This window comes from Peptoanaerobacter stomatis (genome assembly GCF_000238115.1).
Taxonomy (GTDB): Bacteria; Bacillota; Clostridia; order Peptostreptococcales; family Filifactoraceae; genus Peptoanaerobacter; species Peptoanaerobacter stomatis.
Map to the genome: position 1 here is coordinate 59,638 of NZ_JH414546.1, position 17,522 is coordinate 77,159.

The window sequence follows — 17,522 nt, forward strand, 5'->3', positions numbered from 1 at the left end:
TATCTTATAATAAAATCAATTATATTTATTTTTACATATCGTGTTCCGTTCTGTTGATGATATCATCTTGAACTTCTTTTGCAAGCGTAACGAAGTGTGCACTGTATCCCGCAACTCTGACTATCAAATCCTGATTGTCTTCAGGGTGTTCCTGTGCGTTCAAAAGAGTTTGTTTGTCAACTACGTTAAATTGAACGTGGCTACCTTTATGGTCAAAATAGCTTTTTACTATTGATACGAAGTTTTTAAGTCCTTGCTCTCCTTTAACTGCTCCAGGTGTGAATTTTTGATTATATAATGTTCCGTTTGATGCTTGAGCGTGGTCTAATTTTGCAACTGAGTTTGATGCAGCTGTAGGACCTGTCACATCTTGTCCTTGTCTTGGAGATACACCGTCAGAAAGCGGTTCATGCGCCAATCTTCCATCAGGTAATGCAAGAACGTCTTTACCGAACAATACATTTGCAGAAACAGGATATATACCGGCTTGGAATTGTCCACCTCTCGGATTTTTATATTTATCCACTTCATTACAATATATCTTACCGCATCTTACTGCCATTTCATCAACTTCTTCTATATCATTTCCGTAACTGTCCGTATTTTGAAGTATTTTTCTCATTGTAGTAAACTTACCTGTTTGCTCACCGCAGCATACAGGTCCGCTTGGATATTGATTTGTCAATTTGCTTTCCAATGTAGCTATATCTATTGAACCTGTACTTGCAAGTATTTTCTTAACAGCTTCATATACATCAGCTTCGCTCATAGCTCCTGTAACAGGTTTATTGCAAGGAGGTTTTATACAATCGCTTACTCCGAAGTTTGCTTCAAGAGCTTCTCTTAATTCTTTTAATGTTATTTTCTTATCATCAAATACGTTTTTCTTAATTGCATATAATGAGTCACCTGAGTCTGCAACTCCGAATGCCTGAGGTCCTGTAAAGTTGTAAATCGCTCCACCTTCTTGAGCCGATTTACCCACTTTTATACAATCATCTACCATTGCAGACATAAATGGTAGAGGAGCTCTTTCCATATGCGCATAGTCAACGGCATTATCAGCCATAGCTAAATGTCTTACAAAGTATTCCATTTGTTTTTGATATGCATCGAATATTTTTTCCATGCTGTCAAGTTCTTCTAATTCTCCTGTTTTTGGTCCAAGTTGTTTTCCGTTGCATCTTCCGTTATTTAATGTTATCTCTAAAACTTTTGCTATATTAAAGAATGCTGCATCATGCCATCCTTCTGTTCTATGTCCGGCTTGTGGCTCAACGCAACCTATTATACTGTAGTCTCTTGCATCTTTTAAAGCTACGCCTCTTGCTACAAGCGCAAGTATTATGACTTCGTCATTATAAAATGCCGGTACACCATATCCTAATCTTGATACTTCACAAGCTCTGTATAAAAATTCCATAGGAGAATTTTGGTGAACACGAACTGAGAATGAAGGAGCAGGTAGCTTAACGTGTGCAACTGCTTCCATGCACATATAAGATACTTCATTGGTTGCATCTTGACCTTCTTCATTTTGTCCGCCTACGCAAAGATTTTGAAATACCGCATATCCTGCAAATGCTTGTGCAGATACTTCATCACGAGTTTTGTTTATATCGTTTAATTTTACCCAGATACAATCTACAAGTTCTTGAGCAAATTTTCTATCTATATTATCATCTTTCAAATATGGATACATATATTGGTCAAATCTTCCAGGAGATATTGAGTGACCGTTAGATTCTATTTGTACCATTATTTGTATGAACCAAAAAGATTGGCAAGCTTCATAGAAGTTTCTTGCTCCATATTCAGGTACTCTATCGCAGTTAGCCGCTATTTGTAATAATTCTTGTTTTCTTATAGGGTTAAGCTCTACATTTGCAAGTTCTCTTGCCTTATCAGCATATCTATGTGCAAATATTATAGCTGCATTATAAGATATTATAACCGCATTGTAGAATTGGCATTTTCTAATTGATTCCGGATCGTCCATATCCAATTTATTCATTGCAGTTATAGTTTCTTCCAATATTCCTCTGAAACCTTTTTTCAATATTTTACCATAGTCTACGTTAACGTGACCTACTCCGCCGTAGAAATAGTTCCCTACTGTGAATATACCGTTGGATATACAATCTTTAGTGGTAGGAGACATATATGAATCAGCAAGAGCACTTGTAGTTTTTCCATCCCAATATTTAAATGCTTCATGAAGATCTTTTTTTACTTTATCACTTATTTCAAATGGATCCGCCATTCTTGAATGCATTGTATCAAACTCTTTTTCAACCCAATCATAAGAGAATTCCGGACATATTTCTGTAGATCTTGGGTTTATTGTTATTGAGCCTACTACAAGCTCGTCCTCTCTTATAGTTACAGGCAATTGAGTGAATATTTTTTCCACTACTTTTGCTCTTCTCATTATTGCAGGAAGACCTTCCGTTTCTTTGTATGCTTGAGTTGCAAGGCAAGCTCTTTCCGATTCAACTTGAGGCATTGCATTGATAATTACTTTTCTTAATCTTTCAATTCTTTCTGTCGGTTTGCTGAAACCTTTTTCTAACATAATTTTTAAACCTCCTTAAATTTAAGTACGATTCATATGTATTTTTCTGACATATGTTTTTTTAATACAACATTAAAATAACTAAGTAATTTTTATGCCACTTTTTTCGGCAATCGTTCACATAAATACAATAACATCTTTTTATTTTTATTGTTAACGTTTTTCAAACTTATTAATTGTAAATTTCAGACTTTTAAATTTTACACATTGTTCACAATATTTTTTATATTTTATTGCGTTGTTTTTACAAAATCTTGTTGTTTCACAATATATAGAGCTATGAATTTAACGAAAAATAAAATTTCATTATATAAAATCTATTTGAAAACTTTTTCATATTTCAGACCAAATCAATGTAAAATTAAAACTTCCTATAAAGGCATTATTGATTTTATTAATAATAGTTCGTATACTGAAAAATATATATCTAAAAAAACGTTATTTTCATTAAATATTCTAAAAAAATAATTATCATATTTAATAAGAGGATACCTTTATGAATTTATCCATTGCAATATTAGAATTTATAAATATAGCCGAAGCTTATTTCATATTGGACAAAATAATCAAAACTTTTACGGTTGACATATTGAAGGCTCAAAAGATATGCCCCGGAAAATTTTTGACTGTTTTTTCCGGCAATACTTCGGAAATACTGGATTTAGTAAACAAATTCGGAAATATTTCCGTTCAGATTAAATCTTCTTATGTAACAGGAATATCAAACGAAACTCTAAATGCCATATCAAGAATAAAAGAAAGCAAAAATATAGACAACATAGGAATTATAGAAGTAAAAAACGCCGTAAATTCATTCATAATAGCAGATACTCTATTAAAAAACTTTGAAATAGATATATTAAAATTGGATTTTGCCACAGGATTATTTGGAAAAGCTGTGATCTTTATAAACGGTGCATTGAGTGATATAACAAATGCAGTCAATTTTTCAACCGACATAGTAGGCCCTGATAAAATAATAAACACTCAAATAATATCATCTCCTTGCGATGAACTTAAATCATTATTAAGCTGATGCTATATCACATACCCTAATTAAAAATATATAATTTCAATATTTATTAAGTTATCAGTTATAAAAAATATAATTCTTATGAATAACTTAGCAATATACATACCAAAACTTTAAAATAAATTCATATATAAACTTATGAGGAAACTATGAATAAAATAGAAGAACTTACAAAACAAGCACATAAATTGTGGAAAGAAGGAAAAGAGGAGCAGATGCTCCCTTATCTTCGTAAAGCTATAAATTTGTGCAAACAGGAAAATAATTTTTCCAAACAAATTGAAATATTAAACGAATATGCAGGTGCATTAAGATTATACGGAAATTATGATAAAGCTGTTGAGAGCATAAATGAGGCTCTTGAACTAATCAAACTTCACTATGACACAAATAACATACAATATGCAACTACACTTATGAATAAAGCAAATATATACAGAGAAAAAAAAGATTATTTCACCGCTGAAAAATTGATGTTGCAATCAAAAGAAATATTCGACAAAAAAGGTGATAAATCTTATTCATACATAGGTCTATTAAATAACTTATCATTAACTTATCAGGAAATAAAAGACTATACGCGTGCAGAACAGTTGCAATTAGAAGCAATATCTCTTTTGCAAGGAAATGCACAGTATAATGTACCTTTGGCAATAAGTTACAACAATCTCTACGAGATACAAAAAAAATTGAATAAACATACAAACGCTGAGGAAAATCTTATAAAAGCCAAAGATTTATTATCAAAGGAAGTAGGAGAAAAACATCCCTTGTATTCGGCAGTTTTAAATAACCTTGCGGAACTGCAAGTAAAAAATAAAAATTACCACAAAGCACTCGAACTTTATAAAAACGCTCTTGAAATCGTAAAAAGTTGCTATGGAAATCAGAGTGACGCATATTTATCAGTAAAAAGTAACTATGACTATGTAAACGATTTAATTTTAACATTAGAGCCTGATAAGATAGGAAATTTAAAAATTGACAAAAGTTATAGCAATCCGTCAAAGACAGAAAAATTATTGGATAAATCAAGAGAGTTTTCAAAACAGGTCGAAAAATTGATCTATGAATATTTTCCTGCCTTGAAAAATAGAATATGTCTTGCACTCGTAGGCTCAGGCTCAGAATGTCTGTATTTTGATGATGAACTTTCGAAAGACCACGATTATGATTTAAGATGCCAACTATTTTTGACAGATGAAGATTACATAACGTATAGTCAAAAATTAGAGCATATTTTTTCACAATATCTTGAAAACAAAGTAATTATACAAACAATAAGCAGTTTTTACATATATTACACCTCATATAAAAACGGTCCTTCTACAATAGAAGAATACAGAAATATCCCTGATGAATACCTATGCAGTGCGACAAACGGCGAAGTATTTTTAGACAACTTAGGAGAGTTCAGCAAAATAAGGCAAAAAATATTAAATTATTATCCACAAGACTTAATATATAAAAAATTGGCATATCATCTCAATAATATAGCTCAAAGCGGTCAATACAACTATCCGAGACTTTTAAAAAGAAATGACAAGATAGCGTGCTCACTTGCCCTATCGGAATATATGAAACATTATATGCAAGTTGTACACATACTTAATAAAAAATATATGCCGTTTTATAAATGGTCATTTAAAAATCTTAAAAATTTAGAAATATTGGGCGAATACACAAGCAAAAAGCTAAATGAACTAATAAGCTCACCTGATATTGAAAAAGAAAATATAATAGATCAAATGTGCAAAAAATTGGTATCACAGTTAAACGAAGAACATTTTACTACCGGCAAAATAGATTTTTTGACTTATCAAGCAAACGAAATAACTCAAAATATACAAGATGAAAATTTGAGAAAAGAAGATAATTGGATAAAATAAGGAGATTCCCCATGGAAAAAAATTCGATCATACAAAATATAGTTGACGAAGAATGGATTCAATTCACAAACACTAAAAATATAGGCAGTAGAGCTGTGTGCCAAGACCAAAAAGGAAATTTTACAGCATCAAGAAGAGCCTATTGGCAGATGTATAATGAAGATATATTAAACTCATACTTAGCTGATATAAAAGCCGCAAAAAGAGAAAATATAAACCTCATAACACAAAAATACGGCTATATGATGAGCTCCACAGACAAAGAAAACTACGAAAAAATAAAATCCCGTTTAATGCCTGTAAACGAGCAAAAAGAAAAGCTTATTTCATCGATAATGCTGATATATATGGCTTGGGAAGAAGAAATAACAAAAAATTATCCTACGCTTGACAATAAAAACAGAATCTTATACTCATATAACGATACAAAAAATTCAACATCCGTACAAACATATATGAAAGGAGAGCTGGCGACATATTCAACAAGAACTCTTGCACTTATATTGCAATATTTTTTGACACAGGCAAGCCTTAAAAACAATCTTGTATATAAGTATATGTCAAAATTAAACAGTTATGAAAATCCAAGCAATAACAGTTTTTGCACATCAGAAACTCTAAATAGCTGTAGCTCAAACAAAGTTATAGACAATATAGATTTAAAAAACGCTGAATTGCTCGCAGATTTTGCCAAAAATACAGCAAATGATATGAATTTACCTATCGTTATAACCGTAGTTGATAAATTTGCAAATACTATACTTTTCAAAAAAATGGACAATGCACTTGTTGCAAGTATAGACATTTCACCTGCAAAAGCAAAAACAGCATTAGCTTTCAAAAAAGATACATATTCTCTGTCACAAGACAGTTTAAGCAAAAGTTTGAACAACTTTAACCCTCCAAGCACAAAATATTGTTTCCTTGGCGGAGGAATACCTATATTTGTAAATGACACATTGATAGGTGCAATAGGCATAAGCGGAGGAAGCGTTGAACAAGATATACAAATCGCACAAGATTCAATAGAAAAATTTTTAAAAATATAAAATTGCTAATATATTTTTTTCCATTAGACTTGTTTGATAAAATTACAAAAATCTATAAAGTATATTTTAATTTAGCGGGGTAACGCCAATTTTGCATTGTTCTTTAATTTGTAATATCTACAAATCAGCAACTGTAAGTAATCAAACAAGTATAACAGGTATAACATAATTATATAGGTTTTAGTATAATATAGCAAAAGAGAGGTACATAAATGAGTTTTATAGAAGATATATATAAAGCCGGTGTCGTAGGTGCAGGCGGTGCAGGATTTCCTACACACATAAAGTATAAAGCAAATGCTACACATCTGATGATAAATGCCGCAGAATGTGAGCCGTTACTTTTTACAGACCAGTATAATATGGAAAATTATGCCGATGATATAATATCCGCCATATCACTTGCAAAATCCGAAATAAATGCTTATAAAGCAACAATAGGTATAAAATCAAAATACATAAAATCAATATCCGCTTTGCAAAACGCCATAAAAAAACAAAATGCAGATGTGGATATATGCTCTTTTGACAGCTACTATCCTGCAGGAGATGAACAGAGCATAATAAATGAAATCACAGGCGAAGCTCTGCCTGCAGGAAAAATCCCTCTTGATATGAAAATTATCGTATCAAATGTGTCAACTATGAAAAATATTTATGATGCTACAAGGAATATACCTGTAACTGAAAAATGTATAACAGTTACAGGAGAAGTAGTATGTCCAAGCATAATAACAGTGCCTATAGGTACAAGCATAAAAGAATGTATAAACTTATCAGGCGGTTCATCTATAGAAGACTATGATGTAATAATCGGCGGTCCTATGATGGGTAAACTTCTGCTAAAAGAAAATATAGACACTACATTTGTAACAAAAACCACTGGAGGAATAATAATACTTCCAAAAGATCATAAACTGATAACAAGAAGAAAACAAAGCATAGAACATATAAAAAATCAGGCATCATCTGCCTGTATACAGTGCACATTTTGCACTGAGTTATGTCCAAGATACTTAAAAGGTCATCCTTTAAAACCTCATAAAATTATGAAGGCATTCGGTTTTGGAGATATAACCAATGAGAATTTAAAACAGGCAAATCTATGTTGTGAATGTGGAATATGTGAGTTATATTCGTGTCCAATGGGATTATCTCCACGAATGGTAAATGCCCATGTAAAAATAGAACTTAGAAAAAACAATATTCCAAGAGAAAATTATATCACCGATGAAATTCACGATATGCTTATTTACAGAAAAATACCTACAAGCAGACTTATATCTAAAATAGATATAGAAAAATACTATAAAATACATGATTTTAATATATTAAAAAGCGATACGGATACAGTAACAATAATGTTAAGCCAACATATAGGAAAAGTTCCTACACCTGTTGTAAATGTAGGAGATACTGTAAAAAAAGGCGATATTATAGCCGATTTGTCCATAGATGATATGGGAGCAATAATACACGCAAGCATAGACGGCAAAGTTACTGAAATTACAAATAAAGATATAACAATTAAGAAGGTGATATAATGATAAATGCAATAGGAATAATAGAACTTAACAGTATAGCTAAGGGCATAACAGTAGCAGATGCTATGTTAAAAGCATCAACAGTAACTTTATTGGAGTCACGACCTATATGTCCGGGAAAATATCTCACAATAATACATGGTGACGTAGAGTCTGTAAAAAATTCAATTGATATTGGTAAATCACTTGCAAAAGCGTACTTAGTCGACAGTTTGGTGATACCGAATATACATACACAAGTAGTAAAAGCTATAACAGGCGTATCAAGCGTAGAAAAATTCAAAGCAATAGGCGTACTTGAATTTTTCTCAATAACCTCATCCATCTTATCAGCAGATTTTGCAGTAAAATCTGCAAACGTAGATATTGTTGAATTAAGATTAGGCATTGCCATAGGAGGAAAATCATTTGTTACTTTGACAGGAGATGTAAGTGCAATACAAGAGGCTATAAAAGTAGGTAAAAGAGCCGGCGTAGAAAATGGATTGCTATTTGAAAGTACAATAATCGACTCCCCTGATCAAGAGTTGTTAAAAAAATTAGTATGATACTAAACCATTTATTAATAGTGAATTAAATAACTCTATAAATAAAGCCATATTACAAACTCCTAAAGTTTGAATTATACAAAAAGAATGTCTATTGCTGAGCATTAAATTAGCCGGCAATAGACATTCTGCTTTTATAAAATTTATTTTTTTAATCTTATCAACAATTCTCCCGCTTTGACCTGTTGTCCTGTATTTATGAGCACTTCTTCTACAATTCCGCTCTCTTTTGCAACTATATTTGTCTCCATTTTCATAGCCTCTACCAATATCAAGCTTTGACCTGCTGTAACCTTATCATTTTCTTTTACATAAACTTTTAATATATTCCCCGGTATTGATGCACCTATTTCCATATCATCATTCGGATTGGCAAATTTTGTAATATTTAACTCGTCTTGTTTTTTTGCAAAGTTCTTATCTACTATTTTTATATCTCTTCTATTGCCATTTACTTCAAAAGACAATCTTACATTACCTTCCTTGTCAAGTTTTCCTATTTCAAGCAGCGTTATTATAAGTATCTTTCCATCTGCTATTTCTACTTCACAAGTTTCTCCCTCTCTTATACCGTGGAAGAAAACATCACTTGACATATATGAAAGCTCTCCGTATTCAATTAATGTTTTTCTGTAATCTTCATATACTTTAGGATAAAGAGCATAGCTCAAACATTCTTTTATAGTAGGTTTATAGTTGTATTTTTTTTCAAGATGTTCTGATATCTTATCAAAATCTTCATCTTCAAGCAATGTTCCAGGTCTTACAGTTATAGGTTTTTCATCTTTTAATACCAATTTTTGTAAGTCTTTTGGAAATCCGCCTTCAGGTTGTCCCATCATACCTGAAAAATAAGTCACTACAGAATCCGGAAAAGTCAAATTTTTACCTTTTTCATAGATGTTTTCTTTTGTAAGTGAATTTTGCACCATAAATATTGCCATATCTCCTACCATTTTTGATGACGGAGTTACTTTTACTATATCACCCAGCATTTCATTGACTTCTTTATACATAGTCTTAACTTCACCGAATTTATCGGATAATCCGAAACTGTCCACCTGAGGTTTAAGATTTGAATATTGTCCCCCCGGTATTTCGTATTTGTATATTTCTGTTGTACCCGATTTCAAATCAGACTCAAAATGCTCGTATATAGGTCTTAATGATGCCCAATAGCTTGATATTTTTTCCAAATTATCTAAATCTATCTTTGTGTTTCTGTCAGTATGCTCTAAGGCTGCAATTATAGAGTTCATTGACGGTTGTGATGTAAGCCCTGACATAGAGCTTATAGCTGCATCTATTATATCAACACCTGCTTGAGCTGCCATTATCACTGTGGCAACTCCGTTACCTGATGTATCATGTGTGTGAAGATGTATAGGTATTGATATTTCTTCTTTTAATGCCTTTATAAGTTTAAATGCGGCATATGGCTTTAGAAGTGCCGACATATCTTTGATACCAAGTATATCCGCTCCTGATTTTTCTATATCTTTTGCAAGGTCTACATAATATTTGAGAGTATATTTATCTCTTGTTTCATCTAATATATCTCCTGTATAGCACATAGTACCTTCTGCTACTTTACCTACATTTTTTACCGCATCTATTGACGGTTTTATAGCCTCAAGCCAGTTAAGCGAGTCAAATATTCTGAATATATCTATTCCGCTGTCTGCAGATTGTTTTATGAATTCTTTTATCACGTTGTCCGGATAGTTTTTATATCCTACCGCATTTGATCCTCTAAACAACATTTGGAAAAGTATGTTTGGTATTCTGCGTCTTAGCTCTGTAAGTCTTTTCCAAGGTGACTCTTTTAAAAATCTATATGCGACATCAAATGTTGCTCCTCCCCACATCTCCAAAGAGAAAAAATCTTTACCGTATAAAGCTGTGGCTTTTGCCGCTTTTATCATATCTATAGTTCTTACTCTTGTTGCAATCAATGATTGATGAGCATCTCTCATAGTTGTATCTGTAATCAATAACTTATCTTGCTCATGTATCCACTTTATAAGTCCGTCTACACCTTTGCTGTCCAAAATTTGCTTTGTACCTGACAAATCCTGTGGCAATCTCGGTTTTGAAATTGAGAGCGCATCAAAATCTTTTTTCACGCCTTTTGTTTCATTTACAATTTTTTCACCTATATAGCTCAATACTTTTAATTCTTTGTCACCTTTTGTAGTTATTTCAAAAAGTGAAGGATTATCTTTTATAAATGATGTTGTACATTCACCTTTTCTAAATTCTTCAGTATTTAATACATTTATCAAAAATGCCGCATTTGTTTTTACCCCGGATATTTTAAGCTCTCCGATTGAACGTTTTGATTTTCTTATAGCGTCTTCAAAAGTTCTTGAATGCGATGTAAGTTTTACAAGAAGTGAATCATAATATGGAGATATTATTGAACCTGTAAATCCGTTACCTCCGTCAAGTCTTATACCCGCTCCTGAACCTGATCTATATACATCCAATCTTCCGGTATCAGGTGCAAATCCGTTTGCGGGGTCTTCTGTTGTTATTCTGCATTGTATTGCATATCCTCTTGGAATTATATCTGCTTGAGAATTTATACCTATTTCAGACGAATTTAACGGATAGCCTTGTGCTATCAATATTTGGCTTTGCACTATGTCATATCCTGTTATTTCTTCTGTAACAGTATGTTCCACCTGTATTCTCGGATTTACTTCTATGAAATAATGGTTCATATCTTTGTCCACAAGAAACTCTACCGTACCTGCATTTATATATCCTACATGTCTTGCGAGTTTCACTGCATCCTCACATATCTGCTGTCTTTTTTCCTCAGTAAGTGATATAGATGGACAAAATTCTATCAATTTTTGATGCCTTCTTTGAATTGAGCAATCTCTCTCAAATAAATGCACTATATTTCCATATTTATCTCCCAATATTTGCACTTCTATATGCTTTGGAGAGTCTATATATTTTTCTATAAAAATATCATCTATTCCGAATGCTTTTTTTGCTTCTGAACGTGCTTCGTTGAAGTTTCTTATGAGTTCTTCTTCGCTGTTTACTATCCTCATACCACGTCCGCCACCACCTGCTGATGCCTTCAGCATTATCGGATATCCGCATGATTTTGCAAATTCCATAGCTTCCTGTTCAGATTTTATGGCTTGCTCCACTCCCGGTATAGTCGGTACGTTTGCCTCTTTTGCTACTATTTTGGAACGTATTTTATCTCCAACCGCATTTATCATTTCTGATGTAGGTCCTATGAAAGTAATGCCGTTTTCTTCGCATTTTCTTGCAAATTCAGAATTTTCTGACAAAAAACCGTAACCCGGATGTATTGCATCTACATTTTTTTTCTTAGCTAATTTAATTATTTCATCCATAGACAAATATGCGTCTACAGGAGTTTTATTCTTACCTATCTGATATGATTCATCTGATTTTGTTCTAAAAAGCGATGTTTTATCCTGAGCCGAATAAACCGCAACAGTCCTTATACCAAGTTCTTTACAAGCTCTGAATATTCTTATAGCTATTTCTCCTCGGTTTGCTACAAGCACTCTTTTAAATTTATTAAGTTGCATTTATTTTTCTCCTTAAATTCTTTTATACTAAAGCTATTTAAAATAAAAAGTGACATTAAAACATAAAAAAATGCGAGTATTACTAAAAAACATATTCAATTTATACTAATATTTATTTAATAGTACATTGGTATTATATAAACATAAAGCCTTCGCTTTTGGGCGAAAGCCTAATTTTTTTAATATATTATTCAAGATAATTTTAGTAAATTATATTCTCCTAATTACTTTATGTCAATATGATATTATCTTTCTTGCTGAATTTTTTTATTTTTTTCTTCAAAGTATGCTTTCTCATCTAACTGAGTCTGAGTAGGAGATTTTTGTCTCAGTGTATTTTGAGACTGTTCCTTGGTTTTTGTATCGCTGTTCATCATATCGTTTATCTCTTTTGATGTATAATATCCGCTCTCAAAATTTCTATACAATAAAAACATAGGCTCTGCATAGTTGTACAAAAATCCTCTCATATCTCTCGTATCATTGTACTTGTCATAAAATGCGTCCGCAAACCCAAAATAATACAAAAACGCCTCAAGTCTTCCTTTTGAGTTGGAAGTATCCTCATATGCTTTTTGAAAATATTTTTTCAATAAGTTGTCAACCACATTTTGATTAAAATAGTTCCTTCCCATATAGCCTCGCTCAAACTCTATCTGCCTTGCCAAGTCATCTACAAAATCACGTTTTTTTGATGTAAGATTTTCTTTTTTAGGCCAACTGTTTGAATTCGGCGGAAGTTTAGACGGCAATAAATTAGCTATTGAATTATATTTTATATAGTCTTTATTGTACTCGTATTTATACTCATATGTCTTGTCATCTCTAAAATATTTTTGACCGTTTTTATATTTTGCTCTGACATTAGACATATGATTCAATTTCCAAAGATAGTCTTCTTCATTTGTATATTTAAAATCGTCATAATAACGTCTGTTTCTATATTCGTCATCATAATATATTTTTCTTCCGTTTTTATCGTAGTAATATCCGTAATCTCTTCTGTTTCTTGAAGTGCCGTAATATTTTTCTCTGTCTTTATATTCATCACTTTTTAAATAGTATTCCAAATAATATCTAAGGTCGCTGTCATTCAGTTTTTTTTCATCTACGTCCACTGTATATCTTTTGTCGGAGTCTTTGTCATAATAGTAGTCTTTAATTGTATATATTTTATCGCCGTCTCTATAATAATAGTCTATTGTGACATAGTGTTTTGTACCATTATATCTATATGTGTCTTCATATATATAGTGTCTTTTATCATCTATCATTTTTGTACTGTAACTTTCTTGTGAAAAAATATCTGATGATGAATTGTAATTGCGAAGGTCTTTATCATTCTTAACATATCTTTTTTCACCATAACTGTTATAATAATAGTCTTCTACATCATAGATTTTTTCATCATTTACACCATAATAATATCTTATGCGTACATAATGTTTTTTGTCATCTCTGTCCGTATATGTGTACTCTTTTACATAATATCTTCTGCCGTTGTCATAATATGTTGTATAATTGTCGTTATCATCGTAATATCTGTAATAGTCTCTATTTCTTGAATTGTAATCCCCATCAAAATATAAACCTTCTCTCCTTCCGTAAGAGAGTATGTCTTTTTCTTCCTGCGTGAGTATCTGCTCACCATATGCTATAGGCGTCAGAACGGAAAAAACTAAAATCCCTACCAATATAGCTAATTTTTTCATAGATACACCTTCTTTTATATTTTTTACTTATATGAATAGTCTAACATATGAATTGCTAAATTTCAATATTTATAAATTAATATTTTATATCACTGAATATTGATTTTTGCTATTTTATACAAATATACAATAGAATAATATATTTCTTATAGGTAAGAAATATATATCTGCACAAACTAAAAGAGGCGATTACGCCTCTTCCAGTTTTTTTATAAACAGTTTTACTATTTAATTAATTTATATTAATTTATATTTATTTAAATTTTATTGTATCTGCCATTGACCATATTTCAGCAATTTTAGAATTTTCTTGACCATTATTTCCGTCAACAACAATTATCCCAAAAGGTTTTTCTTTGACAAAGCCATAGTACATAATGCTTTTCATTTCTTCAGGGGATTCAGACGTACCTTCGGTAATTTCAAAACCTTTCAATTTTACTCCGTCTATTGTTATAGGATCAATCTCTTTCGGTTCTCCTTCCCCATTTGATTTCATTATTTCTTTTACTTCTTCGTCCATCTCTTCTTGCGTCATTTTTTCGTTAGACATCATAAAGCTGACCGTTGCAAAAACATCATCGTTAGAAAAATCGACATCTACAGAACTTCCTTCTTCTTCATTCTTTTCTACTGTCCAGCCTTTGACAGGATCTACTGTAAAATCTTCTGTTTCTACCTTGTCTCCAAACTCAACATCTTTTGCTTTTTTTTGTTCAAGACCGCTGTTACCGCCATTTGAGCCTCCACCGCAAGCAACCATAGTCAATCCCATTAATCCTACCATTAATAGCGCAAGTATTTTCTTTTTCATCTTAAAAACCTCCTTAATTTTTTATAAAAAATTTTAATTTATCTAAATTTGTCCTAAAACAATAAATTTACATCATTGGACTTATCATAGCTTTCGCTTGTGTAACTCATATACTCAAGTTCAATTGTCCGTCTTGTTCTACACGCTTTTAGAACAAATTTACTCAATCAGAAGTAAATATTTATAATTTGTATTGTTTGAATAATAAATTGTTCAGTTTCAATCTATTAAAAAATAATTTTTAATTTACACTTGTTTAAAGAGAATATTAATCTTTTTTGTTGCTTTTTTATTCAAATTATTTTTTAATATTTTCCGGAGCGTGTACTTGACCCGCCTCCTCCGCTACTGCTACTATTTTCTTTAGGCTTAGGTTTTTCTCTTCTTGTGACATTTCTGTATAAGAAAGATTCACTGCTTTCTCTAAGATTTAAACTTCCTTCTTTAAGATAACTGTTTGCTGTTCTGCTGAATGCAACTGATTTTAATGAACCTTTACCTATTGATACTATTATGAACGCTATTAAAAATCCTCCTGCTATTCCTCCTACATATAATAAAGGATTTATAGGAGGTTTAGGCAAAGTGCCGTCTTCTTTTATCTGAGGTAATATCTCTTGTGTTTTATCAAGATATATATCGAATGCCTCTGCATATTTGTTTTCTTTGAGTTGTGCCAACACATCAGTCAGTATATAATCTTCCCAATATGTAGTGAATGCTTTGTCAATCTTGCCTGATTTGTGCAACATATAATCTCTGTCTTCATCGCTTAAAAGCAACATTATACCGTCTTTATTATATTCACGTTCTTTATAAAATTTATCTGCAAATTCATGTGTGCCTTGTCCATTTAGGGAATCAACTGTCGCTATTACTACATCTACTTTATATTTTTTACTTATATCTTCTGCTTTCTTGAGTAAATCGGGCTCTTTATCATCAGGTATCAAATCGGCATTATCTTCCAATAAAGTTATTTCTTCATCATTTTCTATTTTATTAGCTTTATCATCGATGCTCAAATAATCAACAAAATCTCCGTTATTATATGTTTCATCATATTTTTTGGCAACTGATGTCATATAGTATTTTACAGGATTCGCAAAAGTTTCGCCTTCAACTTTAACCATTTCTCCCCATAGCTTTTCTATATAGTCCTCGTCATATATTTCTCTTAGAGACTCTGTCATATACTCTATATACAGATTTTCTTCAGATTCATACACAAGTACTATAGCAGGATCAATCCAGCCACCTTTTTCCAATGCTTTTTTTGCATATTCTCCTATAGACATTCCGTCACAATCTACAGACTGTATATATACTATATCTATTCCTACATTGTCTGAAATATACTTTGCATACTCATTCAATTCGAGCTTTTCTTCATCACTGAACTCATCAAGCTCATCTATTACAAATATGCCGTTTTCGTAAGATTTTTCATCCGGCAGAGCAAACACCGGCAAAACGGATGACAGCGAAAGTAAAATCACACATATAAATATTTTAATGTTTTTCATATCGGTCACCTCCTAATGTAACAGCGTTATCCCTGCGCATATTACCGCAGACAATATAACACCTATAATCCCTAACCAGCGAAAATAAGCTGATTTATCCAAAGGTAAATCACCGACAAATTTACCTGTTTGACCGTTCATGGCAAATGTATATTTTTGTCCTTGCCATGTAGTATGTAGAAGCCATACAGGATACAGTGCATAGTTAACGCTTGAATCTTCCAAATTTACCGTACTGCTTGATACATAGACGCTATCGTGTCCTGTAACTGTATTTTTAAAAGTTTCTTCCACGCTTTCTTTTACTCTCTCATTTGCTCTTCCAATACTTTGTTGCGAATCTACATCGTATCTTTCTGAAATATATCCCGCTAAATATGCTGTTTGAAAATCTACCGCATCTTCAAACCTATAAGGTTCTATTGACTCCATCAAATCATCCGGCATTTTAGAAGCACCGTCTACCGGTATTCTTTCAAAATCCACAGTTCCGGCTCTATTTACAAGATATGTGGTTACTTCTGTATATTCATAATCCGAATCGCTCCAAGTTCTTATATCTTCAGCTTTATATTTTACGTCCGCATCAGCTTTGCAATTAAATAACCAAAACGGAACGTATGCACCGTCTATCTTATCTATATGATTTTCATCTTTAAAAGTTTTAGGTAAAAATCTTTTTCCTTTTAAATGTTTTTTCAATGCCTCTTTTGCGGCATTTTTATCTATTTTAAACGGAATTATATAGTCAGGACGTAAATCTCCTGAAAATTGCCCTTTCATAACTATATTACTACCGCAATAAGGACACTGTGTTGCTGATGTGGTAGAGTCAGATATAACTTCTCCTCCACAAGACTCACACGAATACACCGACATACCGCCCGCTTCTTCATTTGACCACTCATTAAAATCAGTGCTCCAATTTATATTTTCCTCTGTATTTGCAGCAGACTCCATACTTTTAATGGTCTCTATATCAAATTCGGAATCACAAAACGGACATTTCATATTTTGACTTGAACTATTAAACTCTATAGCTCCTCCGCAACAAGGACATTTAAAATCCATTAAATCACTCATTTTACACCACCTTTTCTATTAACTGACAATAGGATTGAAATTTATATAAATAATGATAAAAAATTATAATTTTTATTAAATTATTTTATAAATCATTCACTGATGTTTATATAACTTTCTAACAAATTTTAAAATAAATTATTTTTTAAATAACTCTATTTTTAA

Annotated in this window: 11 protein-coding genes; 5 read left to right on the plus strand and 6 right to left on the minus strand. The window is 31.8% G+C overall.

Translation table 11 applies throughout. The annotated features are described in order from the left end of the window. Positions 1-31: 31 nt before the first annotated feature. Positions 32-2,575, minus strand: coding sequence for a glycyl radical protein (locus tag HMPREF9629_RS00220; RefSeq protein ID WP_009524283.1), 2,544 nt, complete (start codon positions 2,573-2,575; stop codon positions 32-34). 496 nt (positions 2,576-3,071) lie between these two features. Here HMPREF9629_RS00220 and HMPREF9629_RS00225 point away from each other — a divergent pair, with 496 nt between their 5' ends. The 5 genes from HMPREF9629_RS00225 (at position 3,072) to HMPREF9629_RS00245 (ending at position 8,638) form a co-directional block, all read left to right on the plus strand. Then, positions 3,072-3,611 (plus strand): BMC domain-containing protein, encoded by a 540-nt coding sequence (locus HMPREF9629_RS00225; protein ID WP_009524284.1) that lies wholly within the window; start codon positions 3,072-3,074, stop codon positions 3,609-3,611. A gap of 146 nt (positions 3,612-3,757) precedes the next feature. Beyond that, entirely contained in the window at positions 3,758-5,497 is a 1,740-nt protein-coding gene (locus HMPREF9629_RS00230) for a DUF4037 domain-containing protein (RefSeq protein WP_009524285.1), read from the plus strand. Between the two features lie 11 nt (positions 5,498-5,508). Beyond that, a complete protein-coding gene (locus tag HMPREF9629_RS00235; RefSeq protein ID WP_009524286.1) occupies positions 5,509-6,546 on the plus strand; it encodes a DUF4125 family protein in 1,038 nt (345 codons plus the stop codon). Positions 6,547-6,758: 212 nt separating this feature from the next. Beyond that, positions 6,759-8,090, plus strand: coding sequence for a 4Fe-4S dicluster domain-containing protein (locus HMPREF9629_RS00240; RefSeq protein ID WP_009524287.1), 1,332 nt, complete (start codon positions 6,759-6,761; stop codon positions 8,088-8,090). Then, positions 8,090-8,638 carry a BMC domain-containing protein gene (locus HMPREF9629_RS00245; protein ID WP_009524288.1) on the plus strand — a complete coding sequence of 183 codons (549 nt, stop codon included), beginning with the start codon at positions 8,090-8,092 and terminating at the stop codon, positions 8,636-8,638. Before HMPREF9629_RS00240 ends, HMPREF9629_RS00245 begins: the two co-directional genes overlap by 1 nt. 143 nt (positions 8,639-8,781) lie before the next feature. Here HMPREF9629_RS00245 and HMPREF9629_RS00250 read toward each other — a convergent pair whose 3' ends face one another. The 5 genes from HMPREF9629_RS00250 to HMPREF9629_RS00270 form a co-directional block, all read right to left on the minus strand. Then, a complete protein-coding gene (locus HMPREF9629_RS00250) occupies positions 8,782-12,222 on the minus strand; it encodes a pyruvate carboxylase (RefSeq protein WP_009524289.1) in 3,441 nt (1,146 codons plus the stop codon). A 245-nt stretch (positions 12,223-12,467) separates the two neighbouring features. After that, a complete protein-coding gene (locus tag HMPREF9629_RS00255; protein ID WP_009524290.1) occupies positions 12,468-13,934 on the minus strand; it encodes a hypothetical protein in 1,467 nt (488 codons plus the stop codon). 253 nt (positions 13,935-14,187) lie between these two features. Further along, on the minus strand, positions 14,188-14,748 hold the full coding sequence (locus HMPREF9629_RS00260; protein WP_009524291.1) for a hypothetical protein: 561 nt from the start codon (positions 14,746-14,748) through the stop codon (positions 14,188-14,190). Between the two features lie 305 nt (positions 14,749-15,053). Beyond that, complete coding sequence (locus tag HMPREF9629_RS00265; protein WP_009524292.1) at positions 15,054-16,274, minus strand: TPM domain-containing protein; 1,221 nt, start codon at positions 16,272-16,274, stop codon at positions 15,054-15,056. 12 nt (positions 16,275-16,286) lie between these two features. Next, the gene (locus HMPREF9629_RS00270) at positions 16,287-17,357 is read right to left on the minus strand and encodes a hypothetical protein (RefSeq protein WP_009524293.1); all 1,071 of its coding nucleotides are present in this window, start codon (positions 17,355-17,357) and stop codon (positions 16,287-16,289) included. Positions 17,358-17,522: the final 165 nt, after the last annotated feature.